Source organism: Streptomyces sp. NPDC003032 (genome assembly GCF_053591415.1).
On sequence record NZ_JBSFTT010000012.1, the window covers coordinates 97,215 to 118,793 of the forward strand.

Consider the following 21,579-nt stretch of genomic DNA (forward strand, 5'->3'; position numbering starts at 1 on the left):
CCCGGGGCCCAGCGGTCCTCTGGAGCGCCTCTCCGGCAAGGAACTCGCCGACCCGCCCGCCCGCTGCCCCGCAGTGATCCCTGGCCCCACCGACTGGACCCTGGACCAGAACCCCCAGCCCCCGACGGGAGTCACCCCCGCATGACAGATGCCGCCGCCCTCCCGGGCCAACCCCGTGGCGGAGTCCTCAGCGGGCCCGCCACCGACCGTGCGGTCAACGTTCTCGCGCCCAACCCCTCCGCCATGACGCTGGACGGCACCAACACCTGGATCGTGTCGGAGCCGGACTCCCCCCTGGCGGTGGTCATCGACCCTGGCCCGCTCGACGACGCGCATCTGAGCCGCGTGATCGAGGCGGCCGAGAAGATGGGCAAGCGCGTGGCGCTGACCCTCCTGACGCACGGCCACCCCGACCACGCGGAGGGCGCTTCCCGCTTCGCCGAGCTGACCCGGACCCACGTACGCGCCCTCGACCCCGCCCTGCGTCTGGGCGACGAGGGCCTCGGGGCCGGTGACGTGATCACCACGGGCGGACTGGAGATGCGCGTGGTCGCCACCCCCGGGCACACCGCGGACTCGCTCTGCTTCCATCTCCCCGCCGACCGCGCGGTCCTGACGGGCGACACGATCCTCGGCCGCGGTACGACGGTCGTGGCGCACCCTGACGGCCGCCTGGGCGACTATCTCGACTCCCTGCGCCGTCTCCGTTCCCTGGCGGTCGACGACGGCGTCCACACGGTCCTGCCGGGCCACGGGCCGGTCCTCGAAGACGCCCAGGGAGCCGTCGAGTTCTACCTCGCGCACCGGGCCAACCGGCTGGCCCAGGTCGAGACGGCCGTGGAGAACGGCCACGTCGGGGCCGCGGCCGTCGTCGCACACGTGTACGCGGACGTGGACCGCTCCCTGTGGCCGGCCGCGGAACTCTCGGTCCGGGCGCAGCTGGAGTACCTGGGGGAACACGGCCTGATCTGACCGAGCGCCGGTCGCACGCGCACATACGTTGATGGGCCCCGCCTCCGAAGAGGCGGGGCCCATCAACGTACAGACACAGCGTCAGCGCGACCGCTTGGCGAGCCGCTCCACGTCCAGAAGGATCACCGCACGCGCCTCCAGGCGCAGCCACCCGCGCCCGGCGAAGTCCGCAAGCGCCTTGTTGACCGTCTCGCGGGAGGCGCCGACCAGCTGGGCGAGCTCCTCCTGCGTGAGGTCGTGCACGACGTGGATGCCCTCCTCGGACTGCACGCCGAAGCGGCGTGACAGATCGAGCAGCGCGCGGGCCACTCGGCCCGGCACGTCGGAGAAGACCAGGTCGGACATCTGGTCGTTGGTCTTGCGAAGGCGCCGGGCGACGGCACGCAGCAGTGCGGCGGCCACCTCGGGCCGGGCGTTCAGCCACGGCTGGAGGTCGCCGTGGCCGAGGCCGAGCAGCTTCACCTCGGTGAGGGCGGAGGCCGTGGCCGTCCGCGGACCCGGGTCGAAGAGCGACAGCTCACCGATCAGCTCACCGGGGCCGAGCACCGCCAGCATGTTCTCCCGGCCGTCGGGCGAGGTGCGGTGGAGCTTCACCTTGCCCTCGGTGACCACGTACAGGCGGTCTCCGGGGTCGCCCTCATGGAAAAGCGCATCCCCGCGCGCGAGCGTCACCTCACTCATGGAGGCGCGGAGCTCCGCGGCCTGCTCGTCATCGAGCGCCGCGAAGAGCGGGGCGCGCCGCAGAACGTCGTCCACGAGTTCTCTCCTTGTCGACCTGCATCAGGGGACCGTGTTCCCCAGTTTGCCGGACGGTCCAAACAGTGTGATCAGTCACAAGTCTGCCGCACCGGCGTGGCGTGCTGTGCGGGAGGGGGCCAATTGGGGGCCGATCCATGAGGCCAAGGACGGATGTCAGTGTCGGGCTCTAGGCTGGCCGGGTGTCCAAAAAGCCGGTGAACGCACAGGCGGAGGGGGCTGAGCAGGTGGCCGCGCCCCCCGATTCCGCTGTGGGCGAACAGGCGTCCGGGGTGTCGGACAACCCGGCAAATCGGACAGCCGTGGCGGGTCCGGCGGGTACGTCGCCGCTGAAGCGGACAGCTGCCGGTCATCTCGCCGCCCCCCGCACCGGCCGGCCCCGCGAGGCAATCGCCCTCCCCAGGAAGGCCCCCTCAGTGAAGAAGCCAACACCCTCCACGAAGCCGGCGCCTCCCACGAAGCCCACACCCACCGCGAAGGCGCCCGCCACCAAAAACCCTGGACCCGGCCCCAAGCAGGCCGCGCCCACCAGGAAGAAGGCGTCGCCCGCCGAGAGCCTCGCGCCCAGGGCGAAGAGCGCTGCGCCCACGGCCGAGGAGCAGGTGCCCGGCGCGAGCACTGCGCCCACGGCGAAGAGGGCTGCGCCCGCCGCCAAGGAGCAGGTGCCCGCCGCGAGCACTGCGCCCACGGCGGAGAACGCTGCGCCCGCGACGAAGAACGCCGCGCCCGCCAGCAAGAAGCAGGCACCCGCCGCAAGCCCCGCGCCCACGGCGAAGAACGCCGTATCCACGGCCAAGAAGCAGGCACCCGCAGCAAGCATTACGCCCACGAAGAAGAGGGCCGCGCCCGCCGCCAAGACGCCGGCGCCCGCCGCGAGCCCCGCACCCGCCGCCAAGAAATCCGCCCCCGCCGCAAAGAAGCGAACACTCGCTGTGAAAAAAGCCGAGCCCACCGCAGAGAACACCGAGCCCACTACGGAGAACGCAGCGGCCGCTACAGAAGCCACAGTGCCCGCCCCCAAGCCCCCCGTCGCCGCTCCCAAGACCTCCACCCCCACCGCGAGGAAGACCGGCCCCGCCGCGAAGAAGCCCAAGCAGTCCAAGCAGTCCAAGCAGTCCAAGCAGTCCAAGCAGCCCAAGCAGCCCAAGCAGCCCAAGGCCCCCGCGGCCAAACCCCCGTCCACCCCTCCGGAGGAGTCCCGCACCGCACTGGTCCGCCGTGCCCGGCGGATCAACCGTGAGCTCGCCGAGGTGTACTCGTACGCCCACCCCGAGCTGGACTTCGAGAACCCCTTCGAGCTCCTGGTCGCCACGGTTCTCTCCGCGCAGACCACCGACCTGCGCGTGAACCAGACGACGCCCCGCCTGTTCGCCAAGTACCCCACCCCGGAGGACCTGGCCGCAGCCGTGCCCGAGGAGGTCGAGGAGCTGATCAGGCCGACCGGGTTCTTCCGCGCCAAGACGAAGTCGATCATGGGTTTGGCGAAGGCCCTGACGGACGACTTCGGAGGCGAGGTGCCGGGACGCCTCGATGACTTGGTCAAGCTGCCCGGCGTAGGCCGCAAGACCGCGTTCGTCGTGCTGGGCAACGCCTTCGGCGTCCCCGGCATCACCGTCGACACCCACTTCGGGCGGCTCGTCCGCCGCTGGAGGTGGACCGAGGAGACGGACCCGGAGAAGGTCGAGACTGCCGTCGCCTCGCTCTTCCCGAAGAGCGAGTGGACGATGCTCTCGCACCGCGTGATCTTCCACGGCCGCCGCATCTGCCACTCCCGCAAGCCCGCCTGCGGCGCCTGCCCGATCGCCCCGCTCTGTCCGTCGTACGGAGAGGGCGAGACCGATCCGGAGAAGGCGAAGAAGCTCCTGAAGTACGAGATGGGCGGCTTCCCGGGCCAGCGCCTCAAGCCCCCGGCCGATTACCCCGGAAAGCCCGCGCCTCCGTTGGCCGCGGGGTGAATGGGGAACAAGGCGGAACGAACCCAGGGGCAAAGAGCGTTGTCCAGAGACGGACGGGGGTGCCGATGACGCACGCGAGCGACACGACAAGCACGAGCGACACGAGCAGCACGATCAACGCGGCTGACAGCCGTAACCAAGTACAGGCAACGGCAAAGGCACCGGCGCAAGCCCAGGCACACGCCCTCCTCAGCACCGACGGCCTCCCCTCCTGGCTGACCCCCGTGGCCCGCGCCGCCAAGACCATCCAGCCGCTCCAGCTGAGCCGCTTCCTCCCCCCGGAGGACGGCGCCGGACGCCAGTCCGCGGTGCTCGTCCTCTTCGGAGAGGGCGAGCGAGGCCCCGAGCTGCTCCTGATGGAGCGCGCCGGTTCCCTCCGTTCCCACGCGGGGCAGCCGTCCTTCCCGGGCGGGTCCCTGGACCCCGAGGACGGTGATCCGCAGACGGACGGGCCCTTGCGCGCCGCTCTGCGCGAGGCGGAGGAGGAGACCGGCCTCGACCCCCGAGGCGTCCAGCCCTTCGCCGTGCTGCCGCGCCTCTTCATCCCGGTGAGCGACTTCGTCGTGACGCCCGTGCTCGGCTGGTGGCGCACCCCGACCCCCGTCGGAGCCGTCGATCCGAACGAGACCGCCCGCGTCTTCACGGTCCCCGTGGCCGATCTCACGGATCCGGCGAACCGGGCGACGGCGGTCCACCCCAGCGGCCACCACGGCCCGGCGTTCCTCGTCGAGTCCGCTCTGGTCTGGGGTTTCACCGCCGGGGTGATCGATAGAATTCTGCACTTCGCGGGCTGGGAGCGGCCCTGGGACCGCGGTAAGCAGGTCCCACTCGACTGGCGCGCATGACAAAGTTGCGGGGACGTGGGGACCGCGATGCGAGGCGAGGATTGAATCGGTGAACGTGCTGGACGTCCTGTTGCTGCTCGCCGCGGTGTGGTTCGCGATCGTGGGCTATCGCCAGGGCTTCGTGGTCGGCATCCTCTCGGTGACCGGGTTCCTCGGCGGCGGCCTCGTCGCCGTCTACCTGCTGCCGATCATCTGGGACGCCATGACGGACGACGACGCGGCCGCGGTGAGTACGACCGCGGCGGTGGTCGCCGTCGTCATCGTGATCGTCTGCGCCTCGATCGGCCAGGCCTTCACCACCCACCTCGGCAACAAGCTGCGCAGACACATCACCTGGCAGCCCGCCCGCGCCCTGGACGCGACGGGCGGCGCCCTGGTGAACGTGGTGGCGATGCTCCTCGTCGCCTGGCTGATCGGCTCCGCCCTCGCGGGCACGACACTGCCGACGCTCGGCAAGGAAGTACGCAACTCCAAGGTGCTGCTCGGCGTCTCGCGCGCGCTGCCCGGCCAGGCCGACACGTGGTTCGCGGACTTCTCCTCGGTCCTCGCGCAGAACGGCTTCCCGCAGGTCTTCAGCCCGTTCTCGAACGAGCCCATCACGGAGGTCAAGCCCCCTGACCCCAAGCTCGCCAAGAGCAAGGTCGCCACGACCGCCAAGCGGTCCATCGTTAAGGTCCGCGGCGAGGCCCGCGGTTGCGGCAAGGTCCTGGAGGGCACCGGCTTCGTCTTCGCCGACCGCCGCGTGATGACGAACGCGCACGTGGTCGGCGGCGTGGACGAGCCGACGGTCCAGATAGGCGACCAGAACCAGACGTACGACGCGAAGGTCGTCCTCTACGACTGGAAGCGGGACATCGCCGTACTGGACGTGCCCACGCTGAAGGCGCCCCCGCTGCGGTTCACGTCCAAGGACGCGTCCAGCGGCGCCGACGCCATCGTCGCGGGCTTCCCCGAGGACGGGCCGTACGACGTCCGTCCCGCGCGCGTGCGCGGCCGCATCACGGCCGACGGCCCGGACATCTACCACCGCGGCACTGTGCGCCGGGACGTCTACTCGCTCTACGCGACCGTCCGCCAGGGCAACTCCGGCGGTCCGCTGCTCACGCACGACGGCAAGGTCTACGGCGTGGTCTTCGCCAAGTCCCTCGACGACCCGGACACCGGTTACGCACTGACGGTGGACGAGGTGCGCGAGGACATCGAGCGGGGCCGCACCGCCAACCAAGAGGTCGACAGCCAGGGCTGCGCGCTCTAGAGCGACGAGCGGGCACCCGGGCGGGCGCCGAGCGGGAGGGAGCCGGGTGGGTCAGTGGCGTGTGTGGCGGAGCCGTGCGGAGACCCAGCGGGCCCTCCGGCGGAGGATGCGGGGAATGCCCATGCCTTGAGGGGGGCCGTGATGGCCCGGATCCTGCGGCCCGCCCCTCTCATGGCTGTTCAGCGCTGCGGCCGAGCGGCGATTGCGTGCTACGTCACTGTAGTCGTGCGTCCAGCCCATACCCCGACGTGTGCCCGTGCCTCATGGTCGGTAATCGCGCACAGGCCCCCCAATTGGCCTATGCGGGGGGCAATTGGCGTTCGTAGGACAGGTGTTCGCATGTTGCTGGGTTCGCCCGGACTCAGCGGTCCGGCTCTGGGTCCTTCAGCCAGTTCACCAGCTCCGTGGAGAACGCTACCGGGTCCTCCTCGTGCGGGAAGTGCCCGAGCCCGTCGAACAGCCGCCAGCGGTAAGGGGCTTCGACGTACTCACCGGACCCGGCCGCGCTCCTCGTACGCATCACGGGATCGAGTGACCCGTGCAGATGCAGCGTCGGCACCCGCACCGGCCGCTTCATGCGGCGGTTGAACTGGATGCCGTCGGGCCGTGCCATCGACCGCACCATCCAGCGGTACGGCTCGATCGCGCAGTGCGCCGTCGAGGGGATGCACATGGCCCTCCGGTACGCCTCCACCGCCTCGTCCTCCGGCAGCCGGGGCCCCGACCAGTCCCGTACCAGACGGCCCACCAGGGCGCCGTCGTCGGCGACCAGTTGGCGCTCGGGCAGCCACGGCCGCTGGAAACCCCAGACGTAGGAGCCCGCGGTGGTCTGCTTCCTGTCGGACAGCATCGCCGAGCGCCAGCGCCTGGGGTGCGGCATCGAGGAGACGGCGAGGCGGCGCACCAGCTTGGGCCGCATCACGGCCGCCGTCCACGCCAGATATCCGCCCAGGTCGTGCCCGACGAGCGCGGCGTCCGGCTCGCCGAGCGAACGCACGACGCCGGTGATGTCGAGCGCGAGGTTCGCCGGGTCGTAGCCGCGCGGCGTGCGGTCGCTGCCGCCCACGCCCCGCAGGTCCATCGCGACGGCCCGGAACCCCGCGTCGGCGAGCGCCACCAGCTGATGCCGCCACGTCCACCAGAACTGCGGGAAGCCGTGCAGGAGGAGGACCAGCGGCCCGTCCCCCATCTCGGCGATGTGGAAGCGCGCCCCATTGGCGGCCACGTCCCGGTGGGTCCAGGGGCCCTCGATGCGTACGGCCGAGGCCGGTTGCGCCGAATGTGCGGTGGCACCCAGCGTGGGGCCGAGCTGAGCAGGGCCGTGCTGAGCAGGGCCGTGCTGCGCGGCGCCGGTGGGGGCGTGGTCCTGATGGGCGGGGTCCGTCATGAGGACGAGCGTGCCACAGTGGCTCCCGTCTCACCGACTCGGACGTCGAGAGCACCCGCGGGGCTCACGGCACGGGGATGCGGCTTGACGTTCCCCAGTACGGCAGCCGTCTCCTTGGCCGAGGCGGCCACCTTCTGGGGGCCCTTGCCCTTCTTGGCCTTCTTGGCGAAGACGACACCGACCAGCGCGAGCACCCCGGCCACCAGCACATTGGCGGCGAAGGACAGCAGGAAGCAGACGGCGAGGTTCCAGCCGCTCCAGGTCCGGATGCCGTACGCCAGTGCGAAGCTCAGCATCGGCAGCGAGAAGATGAGGACCGCTCCGGCCGCGGCGAACGCACCGCCGCCGATCGCACCGCGCTTGACGTCCTGGCGCAGCTGGGCCTTGGCCAGGGCGATCTCGTCGTGCACCAGCGCGGACATCTCACCGGTCGCCGTGGCGACCAGCTGCCCGAGGCTGCGTTCGGCGCCGACATGACCGTCGGGTGAGCTCATCGCGTTCTCCCCTTTTTCTCTTCTGATCTCTTCTGAGAGATGTCTGCTCAGACTTCTGAGATATGTCTGCTCAGATCATGCCGGACCGTTGTCATCCTCGCGTTCCCCACCCGGCACTTCGGCAAGCCTTCGATGCTCGGCCGCCTTCTTCTCGTAGATGGCGGCCATACGGAGGTGGTACCCCGGGTCGTCCATCTCGTAGATGTCGGGTACGCCGCTGAGGTCGTCGTCGCGCTCCTCTTCCTCCCAGAGCTTGCGGTACTTCGCGTTCCGCATCTTCAGGAGGATTCCGGAGAGCACGGCCGCGATGAGTGAGCCCGTCAGGACGGCGGCCTTGATCTCGTCGGTGAGCAGCGGGTCCTCGGTGAAGGCGAGTTCGCCGATCAGCAGCGAGACGGTGAAGCCGATGCCGGCGAGCGAGGCGACCGCGAACACGTCGGGCCAGGCCAGGTCGTCGTTGAGTTCCGCCTTGGTGAAGCGCGCCGCCAGCCAGGTGCCGCCGAAGATGCCGACCGCCTTGCCGACCACGAGACCGAGCACCACACCGAGTGTCTCCGGCTTGGTGAATACGTCGCCGAGCGCGCCGCCCGAGATGGAGACACCGGCGCTGAACAGGGCGAACAGCGGCACGGCCAAGCCGGCGGAGAAGGGGCGTACGAGGTGTTCGATGTGCTCGCCGGGGGAGTGCCGCTCGCTGTCGTCCTCCTTGTGGCAGCGCAGCATCAGTCCCATGGCGACGCCTGCGACGGTGGCGTGGATGCCGCTGTTGTACATCAGCCCCCAGATGGCGAGGGCCAGCGGGACGTAGATGTACCAGCCGCGCACCCGCTTTCTGAGCAGCAGCCAGAAGACGGCGAGGCCGAGGACGGCGCCGCCGAGCGCGGCGAAGTTCAGGTCGCTGGTGAAGAAGACCGCGATGATCAGGATGGCGAAGAGGTCGTCGACGACGGCGAGCGTGAGCAGGAAGGCGCGCAGTGCGGACGGCAGCGAGGTGCCGATGACCGCGAGGACCGCGAGCGCGAAGGCGATGTCGGTGGCGGTCGGCACGGCCCAGCCGTCCATCGAGCCGCCGCCGACGGTGTTGGTCAGGACGTAGACGAGCGCGGGCGCGGCCATGCCGCAGAGCGCGGCGACGACGGGCAGCGCGGCGGCCCTGGGGTCGCGCAGGTCACCCGCGACCAGTTCGCGCTTGAGTTCGATGCCCGCCACGAAGAAGAAGACGGCGAGCAGCCCGTCGGCCGCCCAGTGCTGGAGGGAGAGGTCGAGCCCGAGCGAGGCGGGCCCGAGGTGGAAGCCGCGTACCGACTCGTATGAGCCGCCGGCCGTGTTCGCCCAGATCAGCGCGGTGACGGCGGCGACGAGCAGCAGGACTCCGCCGACCGTCTCGGCGCGCAGCGCGTCGGCCACGAAGTTGCGTTCGGGCAGGGACAGACGGCCGAGGACCTTGCGGCTGGTGGGGGGGACGGGCGCGGTCACGTGGGTCGACCTCCGGTCGGGTGGGCAGGGCAGAGCACATGCCGACCAGACTTCCCGGCGCACCTAGGTACTTCTCTTCACTTCTTCGCTTCTCGTTCGCGTGAATTCCTGTCGCGACGTTGACGCGATTTTTAGCTTACCTAACGTACGGCCGGACGCATCCGGTGATCTTCACTCTAGGCACAGAGAGGGCACCCGGCGCGCTGCCGGGTGCCCTCCTCGCGTACGTCCGTCAATCCGCGGGCGCGCCTCAGTCCTCGCTGGACGCGGCCGGGAGCCGCGACTGGATCAGCTCCATCACGGAGGAGTCCGTGAGCGTGGTGACGTCACCCAGCTCGCGGTTCTCCGCGACGTCCCGCAGGAGGCGCCGCATGATCTTCCCCGAACGCGTCTTCGGCAGCTCCGCCACCGGAAGGATCCGCTTCGGCTTGGCGATCGGTCCGAGCGTGGTGCCCACGTGGTTGCGCAGGTCGGCGACCAGGCCCTCGTCCTCGGCGTTCGCCGTGCCCCGCAGGATCACGAAGGCGACGATGGCCTGCCCGGTCGTCTCGTCCGCCGCGCCCACGACCGCCGCCTCGGCGACCGACGGGTGCGAGACGAGCGCGGACTCGACCTCGGTGGTGGAGATGTTGTGCCCGGACACGAGCATCACGTCGTCCACGCGGCCGAGGAGCCAGATGTCGCCGTCGTCGTCCTTCTTGGCGCCGTCACCGGCGAAGTAGCGGCCCTCGAAGCGCGACCAGTACGTGTCGATGAACCGCTGGTCGTCGCCCCAGATGGTGCGCAGCATCGACGGCCACGGCTCGGTCAGGACGAGGTAGCCACCGCCGCCGTTCGGCACCTCGTTCGCCTCGTCGTCGACGACGGTGGCGCAGATGCCCGGCAGCGCGCGCTGGGCGCTTCCCGGCTTGGTCTCCGTCACGCCCGGCAGCGGAGAGATCATCATCGCGCCGGTCTCGGTCTGCCACCAGGTGTCCACGATGGGGCACTTGTCGGCGCCGATGTTCTTGCGGTACCACATCCACGCCTCGGGGTTGATCGGCTCGCCGACCGAACCGAGCACCCGCAGGCTGCTGAGGTCGAACTTCGCGGGGATGTCGTCGCCCCACTTCATGAACGTACGAATCGCCGTCGGCGCGGTGTAGAGGATCGTGACCCCGTACTTCTGGACGATCTCCCAGAAGCGGCCCTGGTGGGGGGTGTCGGGGGTGCCCTCGTACATCACCTGCGTCGCGCCGTTCGCCAGCGGGCCGTACGTGATGTACGAGTGGCCGGTGACCCAGCCGACGTCGGCCGTGCACCAGTAGACGTCGGTCTCCGGCTTGAGGTCGAAGACGGCGTGGTGGGTGTAGGCCGTCTGGGTGAGATAGCCGCCGGAGGTGTGCAGGATGCCCTTCGGCTTACCCGTGGTGCCCGAGGTGTAGAGGATGAAGAGCGGGTGCTCCGCGTCGAAGGCCTCAGGCGTGTGCTCGGCGGACTGGCGCCCCGTGATCTCGTGCCACCACACGTCGCGGCCCTCGGTCCACGCCACGTCCTGCTTGGTGCGCTGGACGACGAGGACCTTCTGGACCCCGTCGACCCGTCCCACTGCCTCGTCCACGGCGGGCTTGAGCGCGGAGGGCTTGCCCCGGCGGTAGCCGCCGTCGGCGGTGATGACGACCTTGGCGTCGGCGTCCTCGATGCGGGCGGCGATGGCGTCCGCGGAGAAGCCGCCGAAGACGACCGAGTGCGTGGCGCCGATGCGGGCGCAGGCGAGCATCGCGACGACCGCCTCGGGGATCATCGGCAGATAGACCGCGACGCGGTCGCCCTTCTGGACCCCCAGCTCGGTCAGCGCGTTCGCCGCCCGGCCGACCTCCTCCTTGAGCTCGGCGTAGGTGATGGCCCGGCTGTCGCCGGGCTCACCCTCGAAGTGGATCGCGACACGCTCGCCGTTGCCCGCCTCGACGTGGCGGTCGACGCAGTTGTACGCGACGTTGAGCTTCCCGTCGGCGAACCACTTGGCGAACGGCGGGTTCGACCAGTCGAGCGTCTCGGTCGGTTCCGTGGTCCAGGTCAGCCGGCGGGCCTGCTCGGCCCAGAAGCCGAGCCGGTCAGCCTTGGCCTGTTCGTACGCCTCCGCGGTGACGTTGGCGGAGGCCGCCAGCTCCGCCGGCGGCGCGAAGCGACGCTCCTCCTTCAAGAGGTTGGCCAGGCTTTCATTGCTCACGACATCTCCCTTGCGCTGCTTTGCCGGGGGCGACCGTTGTGTCCGAAGCCACAGCTCATCAGACACAACCCGTGGTGACAAGGGTCTGCCGAAAATTGGTTTAGACCTTTACCTGTTGGGTGCCCCCTTCACATCCCGGGCCGCTCGACCTTGACCAGCGCTGTGGGCGCCACCTGGTCGAAGACGTCGTCGGGAAGATGCTCGGCTCCGCTGCCCTCCGTCAGCAGATAGGCCTGCGCCTCTCCGACATGGAAGTACATGCCGTGCAGTTCGAGCTCGCCTTCGGCCAAGCGGCGCGCCACCGCGTCGTGCGCCTTCAAGTGCTCCAACTGCTGGACCACATTGGTGAGGCAGAGCTGCTCGACCGCATCGGCGGGTGCCCCGCCGGAGAGCCGCGCCCACGCTCTGTCCTGCGCGCCCATCCGCTCCAGGCTCGGCAGGCCATGCCGCAGCCAGCGCCGCAACGGCGTCTGGGCGCCACCGGGTGGCGTGTTGAGCAACGCCTGCATCGCGCCGCACCCGGAGTGCCCGCAGACGGTGATGGACCGCACCTTGAGCGTCTCGACCGCGTACTCGATCGCCGCCGCCACCGAGTCGTCCCCGCTCTCGTCGCCCGGCATCGGCACCAGATTGCCCACGTTGCGTACGACGAAGAGGTCACCGGGACCGCTGGACGTGATCATCGATGTGACGACCCGGGAGTCCGCGCACGTCAGGAACAGCTGCGCCGGCTGCTGTCCCTCGCGCGCGAGCCTGGCCAGCTCGCCCCGCACATGAGGCGCCGTGTTCCGCTGGAACGCGCTGATACCGCTGGCCAGTTGGCGGCCGCTGGGCCGACCCGACTCCTGCTCCTCCTGCGGCCGGTCGCAGTGGTGATTGCGCCAGGGCGCCCACGGTCGGCAGCAGGAGTGCGAAGCGCTCGCGGGCTCGGCGATGCGCGTACCGGCGCGCCCGGTGATCTCGACGCGTCCGCCGTGCGCGGTGTGCTCGTCCTGCCAGCACTGCAACGTCTCGTACGCCGCGTGGTCCATGAAGGAGCCGTCCAGCTCCACGACGACGTCCTCCCCGTGCGGCACGAGATGCAGCGTCCTGCTCAGCCGCGGCACGGCGAGGAACGTCAACTGGCCGCGGGCGCGCACATGGTGGACGCCGTCCTTCGCCTCGTGTGTGATCCGGGTGCGGGCGAGGCGGTGCAGCGCGACGGCGACGGCGACGGCGACGCCGAGCGCGACACCTTCGAGGACGCCGAGGAAGACCACGCCGAGGGTGGTCACGGCGTAGACCACGATCTCGCGGTGGCGGGTGATCGTACGGATGTGGTTCAGGCTGACCATCTGGATGCCGACGGCCATGACGAGGGCGGCGAGGGCCGCGAGGGGGATCAACTCCAGGGCGGGGACCAGGAGCAGCGCGGCCACTACTACCCAAACGCCGTGCAGCATCGTCGAGTTCCGGCTGACGGCGCCCGCGCGCACATTGGCCACGGTGCGCACGGCGACGCCGGCGACGGGCAGGCCGCCGAGCGCACCGGAGACGATGTTGGCGCTGCCCTGGCCGAGCAGCTCGCGGTTGAGGTCGGAGCGGCGCACGCCCGCGTGCAGCTCGGGCTGCTTGGAGACGAGCTTGTCGACGGCCACGGCGCCGAGCAGCGATTGCACGCTGCACACCAGCGTGATGGTGAGTACGGCGGCGACGAGCCCGAGCGCGGGCCCCTCGGGGAGCCCGACCAGCGCATGACTGCGCCAGGAGGGCAGGTCGACTCTGTCGAGCCGCAGACCGGCGGCCGAGGCCACGCCCGTCGCGAGAGCCACCGAGACGAGGGCGGCGGGCATGGCGCGGGCCAAGTGCCCGGCGCGCCCGGGGATCCGTGGCCAGAGCAGCAGGATGGCGAGGGTGAGCAGGCTGGTCGAGAGGGCGGCCGGATGCAGGTCGGCCAGCTGGGCGGGCAGTGCCCGGAGATTGTCGAGCACGACGCTCTGCGGAGTGCCGCCGAGCACGATGTGCAGCTGGGCGACGGCGATGGTGACGCCGATGCCGGCCAGCATTCCGTGCACCACGGCGGGGCTGACGGCCAGCGCGCTGCGGGCCACTCGCAGGCAGCCAAGGCCGAGTTGGGCGAGGCCCGCGAGGACGGTGATGGCGCAGGTGGTGCGCCAGCCGTACCGCTGGATGAGGTCAGCGGTGACGACGGTGAGCCCGGCGGCGGGACCGCTGACCTGAAGCGGTGATCCGCCGAGCCGACCGGCGACGATGCCGCCGACGGCGGCGGCGACCAGGCCCGCCTGGAGTGGGGCTCCGGTGGCGAGGGCGATGCCGAGGGACAGCGGCAGGGCGATCAGGAAGACGGCGATCGACGCGGAGAGGTCGGCGCCGGCGATGCGGAACCTCTTGCGGGGCGGCGGGGCGTGGGGCTCGTTGGCGCCCGGGGTGGGGGTCGAGTCGGTGGGGCGAGTGGGGACGCAGGCAGTCATTTTCCCGTCTCCTCCGGGGCAGCGCGGTCGCGGGACAAGGGGTCCTTCGGAAGGCATCCGAAGGGCGGGTCGCGGCCGTGGGACACGGCGTGCAGCGGCGGGATCTCTCAACTCTCAGTAAACGAACAGTAATGCAGAGTAAAGGCTTCCGGTGGACTAAAGGGGCAAATGGGGCAATCAATCACTCGGACGGATGAATAAAAACTTTTATCGGCTTGTCGGAACGGAGCATTCCGACACCCGTGCGAAGTTGCTGACCGATCTCTGACCGATCTGTCCCGACTTGCACGGAAAGAAGGTGGGCGGAAGATGGCCGCCACCCGGAGAATCACCGCGAGCCTCACCGCCCTCGCGGCCTGTGCCGCAGGGCTGGCCGGCTGTGCGTACGGCGACACCGGCGCGGGCGCCGGAACCAAGGAAGGCGCCCACGGCGCGAAGAAGGCGACCGGTGCCCTGGCGCCCAAGAGCCCGGTTCGCATGATCGGGGACGGCTCCACGGCGTTCACCGGCAAGCAGCCGAACCTACCGAGACCCGCCCGTCTGAAGCCCGGCCAGAAACCACCGCAGTTCGTGGTCTTCTCCTGGGACGGCGCCGGCGAGGACGGCCAGAAGCTGTTCTCCCACTTCCGCAAGGTCGCCAAGCGGAACGACGCCACCATGACGTACTTCCTCAGCGGCGTGTACATGCTCCCCAAGGGGAAGCGCAGGCTCTACAACCCGCCGCAGCACGCGGTCGGCAGCTCGGACATCGGCTTCAACGACCGCAAGGGCATCAAGAGCACCGTGGAGCAGCTCCGCGGCGCCTGGCTCGAGGGCAATGAGATCGGCACCCATTTCAACGGCCACTTCTGCGGCAAGGGCCGCGGGGTCGGCGAGTGGTCCGTCGGCGACTGGATGAGCGAGATCAACCAGGCCAAGTCCTTCGTGAAGGCCTGGAAGACGAACGCGGGCTTGAAGAAGGCGCAGCCCCTGCCCTTTGACTACGACAAGGAGCTGATCGGCGCCCGCACCCCCTGCCTGGAAGGGCAGAAGAACTTCATGCGAGCGGCACGGAAGATGGGCTTCCGCTACGACACCAGCGGCGTCAACGACCAGGTCTGGCCCAAGAAGAAGAACGGCCTCTGGGACCTGTCGATGCAGCTCGTCCCGGTCCCGGGCCGCGGGTTCGAGACGCTCACCATGGACTACAACTTCATGATCAACCAGTCCGGTTCGACCTCGAACGGCGACCCTTCCATGCATGAGTACTGGGGCGACCAGATGCGGGACGGGCTGCTCCGGGGCTTCAAGCGCGCGTACAAGGGCAACCGTGCGCCGCTGATCATCGGCAACCACTTCGAGTCGTGGAACGGCGGCACGTACATGCGTGCCATCGAGGAGACGATCGAGGCGGTCTGCACCAAGCGCGAGGTGCGCTGCGTCTCCTTCCGGCAGCTCGCCGACTGGCTCGACGCGCAGGACCCGAAGGTGCTGGCGAAGCTGAGCAAGCTTCGGGTCGGCAAGGCGCCGAAGAAGGGCTGGGCGGAGTACCTGTCCGCCCAGCCCGCACCGGCCCCGAAGGGCGTCCCGGGAGCTCCGGCGGTCAAGCCGTAGCTCTACGGCCCTGTTCAGGCAGGGATGACCGGTCAGGCAGGGGTGACCGATGAGGCAGGAATGACCAGTCAGGCGGGAGTGACCATCTGCTCGCGCAGAACGAAGTCGGGGTCGACCTGGGCAGCCAGGTCGGTCCCCGTCCGTTCGTTGCCCCAGCTCTGCGCGTTCTTCAGGTGGAAATGGACCATCTGGCGGGTGTAGCGCTCCCAGTCGCGTCGCTCGTACGAGGCATCGACGGCGGACTGAAGTGCTTGCAGGGAGCGGTGGTTGTCCTCTTCGAGCTGCTCGAAGCGGGGCGGGTGGCCCTTCTCCATGGCGCGCACCCAGTCCGAGTGCCCGACGGTCACCAGGAGGTCGTCGCCGACCTGCTCGCGCAGAAAGTCGATGTCGTCCTGGCCCTGCACCTTGTTGCCGACGACCTTGAGGTCGACGCCGAAGTCGCGTGCGTACTCCTTGTACTGGCGATAGACGGAGACCCCCTTTCTCGTCGGCTCGGCCACCAGGAATGTCATGTCGAAGCGCGTGAACATGCCGGAGGCGAAGGAGTCCGAGCCCGCGGTCATGTCCACGACCGCGTACTCATCGCGGCCGTCGACCAGGTGGTTCAGGCACAGCTCCACCGCTCCCGTCTTGGAGTGGTAGCAGGCGACACCGAGGTCGGCTTCGGTGAACGGCCCTGTGACCATCAAACGGACGGTGGTGTCGTCGAGTTCCAGCGGCCGGGCGCACGCGTCGTACACGGGATTGTCCTCGCGCACCCGCAACAGCCGCGAGCCCTCGCCCGGGGGCGTTGTCTTGATCATCGTGTCGGCGGAGGGGATGCGCGGGTTGGAGCCGCGCAGATAGTCCTTGATCAGGGGCAGATGCGCGCCCAGGGCGGGCAGCCGCGTGGCGTCCGTCTCGTCGAGGCCGAGGGCGGGACCCAGGTGCTGGTTGATGTCGGCGTCCACCGCGATGACGGGAGCGCCGGTGGCGGCGAGGTGGCGGATGAAGAGCGAGGACAGCGTGGTCTTGCCGCTGCCGCCCTTCCCCACGAAAGCGATTTTCATGACCACGAAGCGTAGTGGGTCCATTACTCGGGATCCCTGTTGTGCGTGAAGAAGACCACTCCTTCGTGGGGCGGGCGCCTGGAGTACGTAATGTCGTACTCATGAGTACGACACCCGATCCGATCGCGGCCCTGGGGGCGCTCCCCGGCGTGGCCGACTCCGTGGACTCCGTGCGCAAGGCCGTCGACCGGGTCTACGGGCACCGGATCATGCGGCGCCGCAGCAACGAGATCACCTCCGAGGCGGCCCTGCGTGGCGCCCGTGGTTCCGCCGCGCTCTCCGGGGCGGAGTGGGCTCTGGAAGAGGTGCGCCGGCGCAGCGACTTCAGCGGCGACGGTGAGGAGCGCACGGTCGGCGGGGCCCTTCGGCTGACCGCCGAGGCGGGGCAACTCCTGTCCATCTGGCGGCAGTCGCCGCTGCGGGTCCTGGCGCGGCTGCACCTGGTCGCCGCAGCGGACTCCGCCGAGGCCGCGGGGCGGCCGCGCCTGGCGGGCGAGGCCGTCGAGGAGCCGCTGATCGAGTTGCCCCTGCCGGACGCGGACGAGGTGGCGGGGCGCCTGGAGGGGCTGTCGCAGCTGATCATCGCGGGCAGTTCGGCGCCGGCCCTGGTGATGGCGGCCGTGGTCCACGGCGAACTCCTCAGCCTGCGGCCCTTCGGCTCGTACAACGGCCTGGTGGCGCGGGCCGCCGAGCGCATCGTCCTGGTGGGCAGCGGCCTCGACCCGAAGTCGGTCTGCCCGGCGGAGGCGGGCCACGCGGAGCTGGGCCGGGCGGCCTACGTGGCGGCGCTCGACGGCTACGCGTCCGGCACGCCGGACGGTATGGCGGCCTGGATCGCCCACTGCGGCAGGGCTGTCGAGCTGGGCGTCAGGGAGTCGACCGCGGTCTGCGAGGCGCTGCAGCGCGGAGCGGCGTAGGGCGGGCGGCGCGGGTCCCGAACGGTCCCGGACAGGGTTGCGGCGGTACGGAGATCCGTACCGCCGCTGGCATGTCCACCGGGTTACCAAGCGTCCTCGATATGTTGCCCATCAGGTCGGGAACTTAGCCCGTCACCTGGTGCGGCTGGCCCGTAATCGACGGGTCGACGTCGCGTGGGTGCTCGATGTCCATGCTTCGGTCCGTGGGGCCGTGATTGCGTTTGAAGGTAATCCTCTCGGATGTCCTTGGTCTCGCGGGCCGTTGACTCCTTTGTACTCCAGTACTGGGGCGAGCGGAAGTCCTGGACGTACTTCTTTACTTTTGGGTTCAAATAGGCGTGAATCGGGCGGGCGGTTTCCGGCTGTGATTCCGCCGAGGGTCGGCCAGGGAGCGACTGGGGGGTGGCCGGGGGTGGCGGGGGAGCGGCCGGGGTCAGCTCGCGGTCGCGCGGCGGCGGCTGGCGAACCAGACGAGGCCCGCGGTGGCCGCGGCCGCGCCCACCGCGGCCGCCGCGACGAGCGCGGGCCTGGGCGGAGCCGGCAGGCGCTGCTTGAGCCGCACAGGGCGGTGGAAGTCGAGGATCGGCCACCCGCGCGTGAGGGCCTCCTTGCGGAGCGCGCGGTCGGGGTTGACGGCGGAGGGGTGCCCGACGGACTGGAGCATCGGCAGGTCGGTCACCGAGTCGCTGTAGGCGTAGCAGCGGTCGAGGTCGTATCCCTCGGAGTGGGCCAGCTCCTTGATCGCCTCCGCTTTGGTGGGGCCGTACGCGTAGTACTCCACCTCGCCCGTGAAGCAGCCGTCGTCGCCGACCACCATGCGGGTGGCCACCACTCGGTCCGCGCCGAGAAGCTCCCCGATCGGCTCGACGACCTCGGCACCGGAGGTGGACACGATGACGACGTCGCGGCCCGCGGTGTGGTGCTCCTCGATGAGGGACGCCGCCTCGTCGTAGATGATCGGGTCGATCAGGTCGTGCAGGGTCTCGGCGACGATCTCCTTCACCTGCCGCACGTTCCAGCCGCGGCAGAGCGCGGACAGGTACTCGCGCATCCGCTCCATCTGGTCATGGTCGGCGCCGCCCGCGAGGAAGACGAACTGCGCGTACGCGGTGCGCAGCACAGCCCTGCGGTTGATCAGGCCGCCTTGGTAGAACGACTTGCTGAACGTGAGCGTGCTCGACTTCGCAATGACCGTCTTGTCCAGGTCAAAGAAGGCCGCGGTGCGAGGCAAGGAGTGGTTTTCCACGAGCCCGAGCATAGGCGCCCACCATTCGGCGTAAGCTGAGGCGCGTGGGTTTGCCTGAGAAGGCTCTCGGGTACACCATGGAAGTCACGGATCGTTCGCGACCGTGCTAACCCGGTCTGGCTCCTCCCCCCCCCCCCGAGTCGGACCGTGGGGACGACCCCCGCTCTCCCCCCCGGCGGGGGTCGTCGCATGTCCGGATGGGTTTTTGAGCCCTCCGTCGATCATCTTCCGGCCTTCCGGACCCTCTCTTCACCGTCCTGGTGTTCTTGAGGTCTGCCCAAGATTGGTTACTGTGTGTAGTCATATCGCTGCTCTGTGGAAGCCGTTGGGAAGCCATGGGGAAGTCATCCGGAAGTCATCCGGAAGTCATCGGGAAGTCGTGGGGAAGGTGCCGGGAAGCCCGGCGCGAAGGTGGCGTGAAGCCGTCGAGAAGCTGACGGTGAGCTGACGGGATGTCACCGGTTCGGGTGACGCGAATATTCACAGCCATCGCCTTGTCCACAGTTATTGACCAAGATCCACACGATTTCCGGGATCGCTGCACGCTGATTCCGCTCGTTCCGCTCGCGAAGTTCATGGCCGGATTGCTTTGCCCGGTTCTTCGCTCATGCGGAGCGCGGCATTCACAGGTGCTTGCGTGAAGGGGGATGGAGATCGTGGGTGGAGTGATTTCGCAGGACAGGGGCGCGCCGCCGGACGGACGGCAGGGCGGACCGCTGATCCTCACGGAGGACGTGGAGCTCCTCGATGACCTGCTGCGGCTGTGCGCCGCGGCGGGGGCGCGCCCCGAGGTGCACCACGGCGGATCCGAGCGCGGAGAGGCCTGGGACTCGGCCCCGCTCGTCCTGGTCGGGGACGACGCGGCGGACCGGGTGCGCGGGGCCGCGCGACGGCGCGGGGTCGTGCTGGTCGGGCGGGATCAGGACGATTCCGGGGTCTGGCGGCGGGCCGTGGAGATCGGCGCCGACCATGTGCTGCTTCTGCCCGACGGCGAGCAGTGGCTGGTGGACCGCATCGCCGACGTGGCCGAGGGCGTGGGGCGGCCCGCGCTCACCGTCGGGGTGATCGGCGGACGAGGCGGAGCCGGGGCCTCCACCCTGGCCTGCGCCCTCGCGGTCACGGCGGCCCGCGGTGGGCGGCGCACGATGCTTGTCGACGCGGACCCGCTGGGCGGTGGCCTGGACGTCCTCCTCGGGGGCGAGACGGCCGACGGACTCCGCTGGCCTGCCTTCGCCGCGTCGCGGGGCAGGGTCGGCGGGGGAGCGCTGGAGGAGTCGCTGCCGCGGCTGCACGCTCTGCGGGTCCTGAGCTGGGACCGGGGCGATGCGGTGGCGGTGGCTCCGGAAGCCGTGCGGGCGGTGGTCTCCGCGGCCCGCAGGCGCGGTGGCGTGGTCGTCGTGGACCTGCCGCGCCGGGTGGACGAGACGGTCGCGGAGGCGCTGGCGCAGGTGGACCTGGGGCTCCTGGTGGTGCCGCCGGAACTGCGCGCGGTGGCGGGGGCGCGGCGCGTGGCGTCGGCGGCGGGTCTGGTGCTGCGGGACCTGCGGGTGGTGATCCCCGCAGGCCCGGGACCGCGGGGTCCCGGCACGCTCGGCCCGCAGGAGGTCGCGGGGCTGCTCGGGCTTCCGCTGGCCGGTGAAGTGCCTTGGGAAGCGGGGCTGCCGGCGGCGCAGGTGGCAGGGGTGCCGCCCGGCGGCGCCGCGCGCGGTCCGCTGGCGCGGTTCTGCACCGCCTTCTGGGGCCGGGTGCCGGCCGACGCCCTGGGAGGCGCCGTATGAGCGCGGTGGTCGGGGCGCGGATGCTGGACGGGGTGCGCCAGTGGCTCGCGGAGAGCGGCACGGAGCCGACTCCGGCACGGGTCGCCGAGGCGCTGCGGGCACAGGGCAAGGTCCTTGGGGACACCGAAGTGCTCGGCGCCGCCGAGCAGTTGCGCTCGGAGCTGGTCGGCGCGGGGCCTTTGGAGCCGTTGCTCGCGGACGCCTCGGTGACTGACGTACTGGTCTGCGCGCCCGACCGGGTGTGGGTGGACCGGGGTGGCGGACTTGAGCTCACAGGGGTCACGTTCCGGGACGCGGCCGCGGTGCGGCGCCTCGCGCAGCGCCTCGCGGCCGTGGCGGGGCGGCGCCTGGACGACGCCAGGCCCTGGGTGGACGCGCGCCTCCCGGACGGCACCCGGCTGCACGCCGTGCTGCCGCCGGTCGCCGTGGGGTCCACCTGCCTCTCGCTGCGGGTCGTGCGGCCCCGGGCCTTCACCCTCGCGGAGCTGGTCGACGCGGGGACGGTGCCTCCCGGAGGCGACAGGGTGCTGCGGGCGCTGCTCGACGCCCGCCTGTCCTTCCTGATCAGCGGGGGCACGGGCAGCGGCAAGACGACCTTGCTGAGTGCGCTGCTGGGCCTGGTCGGCCCCAAGGAGCGGATCGTGCTGGCCGAGGACTCCGCGGAGCTGAGGCCCGAGCACCCCCACGTGGTGCGCCTGGAGTCCCGCCCCGCGAACCAGGAGGGGGCCGGCCTCGTCGGCCTGGACGACCTGGTGCGCCAGGCGCTGCGGATGCGGCCCGACCGGCTCGTCGTCGGCGAGGTGCGGGGCGCCGAGGTGATCCACCTGCTGGCCGCGCTGAACACGGGACATGAGGGCGGCTGCGGCACGGTGCACGCCAACGCCGCGGGAGACGTGCCCGCCCGCCTGGAGGCCCTGGGCACGGCCGCTGGGCTCGACCGGGCCGCCCTGCACAGCCAACTGGCGGCCGCCCTGTCAGTGGTGATCCATCTCGTACGGGACCGGGCGGGCCGCCGCCGCATCGCCGAGGTGCACGTGCTGGAGCGTGCCGCATCGGGCCTGGTGGTGACGGTGCCCGCGCTGAGGTGGGGCGCGGAGGCCTTCACCGAGGGGCCCGGCTGGGAGCGGCTGAAGACCCTGCTGGCGGCCGGGGGCCGGGGTGGTCCGCTGTGAGTAC

General features: G+C 70.5%; 18 protein-coding genes. 8 read left to right on the plus strand and 10 right to left on the minus strand.

What is annotated here, in order from left to right; translation table 11 throughout:
• Positions 1-141: 141 nt before the first annotated feature.
• Complete coding sequence (locus ACWDZ7_RS18965) at positions 142-972, plus strand: MBL fold metallo-hydrolase (RefSeq protein WP_451798254.1); 831 nt, start codon at positions 142-144, stop codon at positions 970-972.
• 81 nt (positions 973-1,053) lie between these two features.
• Here ACWDZ7_RS18965 and ACWDZ7_RS18970 read toward each other — a convergent pair whose 3' ends face one another.
• Together ACWDZ7_RS18970 and ACWDZ7_RS18975 are read right to left on the minus strand one after the other, a co-directional pair.
• A complete protein-coding gene (locus ACWDZ7_RS18970) occupies positions 1,054-1,728 on the minus strand; it encodes a Crp/Fnr family transcriptional regulator (RefSeq protein WP_016642758.1) in 675 nt (224 codons plus the stop codon).
• 349 nt (positions 1,729-2,077) lie between these two features.
• A complete protein-coding gene (locus ACWDZ7_RS18975; protein ID WP_451798255.1) occupies positions 2,078-2,734 on the minus strand; it encodes a hypothetical protein in 657 nt (218 codons plus the stop codon).
• A gap of 1 nt (position 2,735) precedes the next feature.
• Between ACWDZ7_RS18975 and nth the strand changes: the two genes are divergently transcribed.
• The 3 genes from nth to ACWDZ7_RS18990 are packed head-to-tail and all read left to right on the plus strand — an operon-like array spanning position 2,736 to position 5,783.
• On the plus strand, positions 2,736-3,683 hold the full coding sequence (gene nth, locus ACWDZ7_RS18980; RefSeq protein ID WP_451798256.1) for an endonuclease III: 948 nt from the start codon (positions 2,736-2,738) through the stop codon (positions 3,681-3,683).
• 59 nt (positions 3,684-3,742) lie between these two features.
• Positions 3,743-4,528, plus strand: a complete 786-nt coding sequence (locus tag ACWDZ7_RS18985) for an NUDIX hydrolase (protein WP_451798258.1) — start codon at positions 3,743-3,745, stop codon at positions 4,526-4,528.
• 49 nt (positions 4,529-4,577) lie between these two features.
• The gene (locus tag ACWDZ7_RS18990; RefSeq protein WP_451798259.1) at positions 4,578-5,783 is read left to right on the plus strand and encodes a MarP family serine protease; all 1,206 of its coding nucleotides are present in this window, start codon (positions 4,578-4,580) and stop codon (positions 5,781-5,783) included.
• 51 nt (positions 5,784-5,834) lie between these two features.
• Here ACWDZ7_RS18990 and ACWDZ7_RS18995 read toward each other — a convergent pair whose 3' ends face one another.
• The 6 genes from ACWDZ7_RS18995 to ACWDZ7_RS19020 all read right to left on the minus strand — a co-directional run bounded on the left by ACWDZ7_RS18995 (position 5,835) and on the right by ACWDZ7_RS19020 (position 13,820).
• Positions 5,835-6,023 (minus strand): hypothetical protein, encoded by a 189-nt coding sequence (locus ACWDZ7_RS18995; protein ID WP_451798261.1) that lies wholly within the window; start codon positions 6,021-6,023, stop codon positions 5,835-5,837.
• 121 nt (positions 6,024-6,144) lie between these two features.
• Positions 6,145-7,170, minus strand: a complete 1,026-nt coding sequence (locus ACWDZ7_RS19000) for an alpha/beta fold hydrolase (RefSeq protein WP_451798263.1) — start codon at positions 7,168-7,170, stop codon at positions 6,145-6,147.
• Positions 7,167-7,664 carry a phage holin family protein gene (locus ACWDZ7_RS19005; protein ID WP_451798264.1) on the minus strand — a complete coding sequence of 166 codons (498 nt, stop codon included), beginning with the start codon at positions 7,662-7,664 and terminating at the stop codon, positions 7,167-7,169. Before ACWDZ7_RS19005 ends, ACWDZ7_RS19000 begins: the two co-directional genes overlap by 4 nt.
• A gap of 75 nt (positions 7,665-7,739) precedes the next feature.
• A complete protein-coding gene (gene nhaA / locus ACWDZ7_RS19010) occupies positions 7,740-9,140 on the minus strand; it encodes a Na+/H+ antiporter NhaA (protein ID WP_451798266.1) in 1,401 nt (466 codons plus the stop codon).
• Between the two features lie 250 nt (positions 9,141-9,390).
• Complete coding sequence (gene acs / locus ACWDZ7_RS19015; RefSeq protein ID WP_451798267.1) at positions 9,391-11,349, minus strand: acetate--CoA ligase; 1,959 nt, start codon at positions 11,347-11,349, stop codon at positions 9,391-9,393.
• Between the two features lie 128 nt (positions 11,350-11,477).
• Positions 11,478-13,820, minus strand: coding sequence for a bifunctional SulP family inorganic anion transporter/carbonic anhydrase (locus tag ACWDZ7_RS19020; protein WP_451798269.1), 2,343 nt, complete (start codon positions 13,818-13,820; stop codon positions 11,478-11,480).
• A gap of 309 nt (positions 13,821-14,129) precedes the next feature.
• Here ACWDZ7_RS19020 and ACWDZ7_RS19025 point away from each other — a divergent pair, with 309 nt between their 5' ends.
• Positions 14,130-15,413, plus strand: coding sequence for a hypothetical protein (locus ACWDZ7_RS19025; RefSeq protein ID WP_451798270.1), 1,284 nt, complete (start codon positions 14,130-14,132; stop codon positions 15,411-15,413).
• Between the two features lie 68 nt (positions 15,414-15,481).
• Here the strand turns inward: ACWDZ7_RS19025 and ACWDZ7_RS19030 are convergent, their stop codons facing one another.
• Entirely contained in the window at positions 15,482-16,462 is a 981-nt protein-coding gene (locus tag ACWDZ7_RS19030) for an ATP-binding protein (protein ID WP_451798272.1), read from the minus strand.
• 101 nt (positions 16,463-16,563) lie between these two features.
• Between ACWDZ7_RS19030 and ACWDZ7_RS19035 the strand changes: the two genes are divergently transcribed.
• A complete protein-coding gene (locus ACWDZ7_RS19035; RefSeq protein WP_451798274.1) occupies positions 16,564-17,379 on the plus strand; it encodes an oxidoreductase in 816 nt (271 codons plus the stop codon).
• Between the two features lie 433 nt (positions 17,380-17,812).
• Here ACWDZ7_RS19035 and ACWDZ7_RS19040 read toward each other — a convergent pair whose 3' ends face one another.
• A complete protein-coding gene (locus tag ACWDZ7_RS19040; protein ID WP_451798275.1) occupies positions 17,813-18,637 on the minus strand; it encodes an HAD family hydrolase in 825 nt (274 codons plus the stop codon).
• Positions 18,638-19,272: 635 nt separating this feature from the next.
• Here ACWDZ7_RS19040 and ssd point away from each other — a divergent pair.
• Together ssd and ACWDZ7_RS19050 are read left to right on the plus strand one after the other, a co-directional pair.
• On the plus strand, positions 19,273-20,403 hold the full coding sequence (ssd, locus tag ACWDZ7_RS19045; RefSeq protein WP_451798277.1) for a septum site-determining protein Ssd: 1,131 nt from the start codon (positions 19,273-19,275) through the stop codon (positions 20,401-20,403).
• A complete protein-coding gene (locus ACWDZ7_RS19050; RefSeq protein WP_451798278.1) occupies positions 20,400-21,575 on the plus strand; it encodes a TadA family conjugal transfer-associated ATPase in 1,176 nt (391 codons plus the stop codon). The genes ssd and ACWDZ7_RS19050 overlap by 4 nt, the downstream gene beginning before the upstream one ends.
• The last annotated feature ends 4 nt before the right edge of the window (positions 21,576-21,579 follow it).

Excerpts from the sequence above, each read along its gene's own strand:
- ACWDZ7_RS18965 (WP_451798254.1), top strand. The coding sequence starts at position 142 with ATGACAGATGCCGCCGCCCTCCCGGGCCAACCCCGTGGCGGAGTCCTC.
- ACWDZ7_RS18995 (WP_451798261.1), bottom strand. The coding sequence starts at position 6,023 with ATGGGCTGGACGCACGACTACAGTGACGTAGCACGCAATCGCCGCTCG.
- ACWDZ7_RS19000 (WP_451798263.1), bottom strand. The coding sequence starts at position 7,170 with ATGACGGACCCCGCCCATCAGGACCACGCCCCCACCGGCGCCGCGCAG.
- ACWDZ7_RS19005 (WP_451798264.1), bottom strand. The coding sequence starts at position 7,664 with ATGAGCTCACCCGACGGTCATGTCGGCGCCGAACGCAGCCTCGGGCAG.
- ACWDZ7_RS19020 (WP_451798269.1), bottom strand. The coding sequence starts at position 13,820 with ATGACTGCCTGCGTCCCCACTCGCCCCACCGACTCGACCCCCACCCCG.
- ACWDZ7_RS19025 (WP_451798270.1), top strand. The coding sequence starts at position 14,130 with ATGGCCGCCACCCGGAGAATCACCGCGAGCCTCACCGCCCTCGCGGCC.
- ACWDZ7_RS19030 (WP_451798272.1), bottom strand. The coding sequence starts at position 16,462 with ATGAAAATCGCTTTCGTGGGGAAGGGCGGCAGCGGCAAGACCACGCTG.
- ACWDZ7_RS19035 (WP_451798274.1), top strand. The coding sequence starts at position 16,564 with ATGAGTACGACACCCGATCCGATCGCGGCCCTGGGGGCGCTCCCCGGC.
- ACWDZ7_RS19040 (WP_451798275.1), bottom strand. The coding sequence starts at position 18,637 with ATGCTCGGGCTCGTGGAAAACCACTCCTTGCCTCGCACCGCGGCCTTC.
- ssd (WP_451798277.1), top strand. The coding sequence starts at position 19,273 with ATGGAGATCGTGGGTGGAGTGATTTCGCAGGACAGGGGCGCGCCGCCG.
- ACWDZ7_RS19050 (WP_451798278.1), top strand. The coding sequence starts at position 20,400 with ATGAGCGCGGTGGTCGGGGCGCGGATGCTGGACGGGGTGCGCCAGTGG.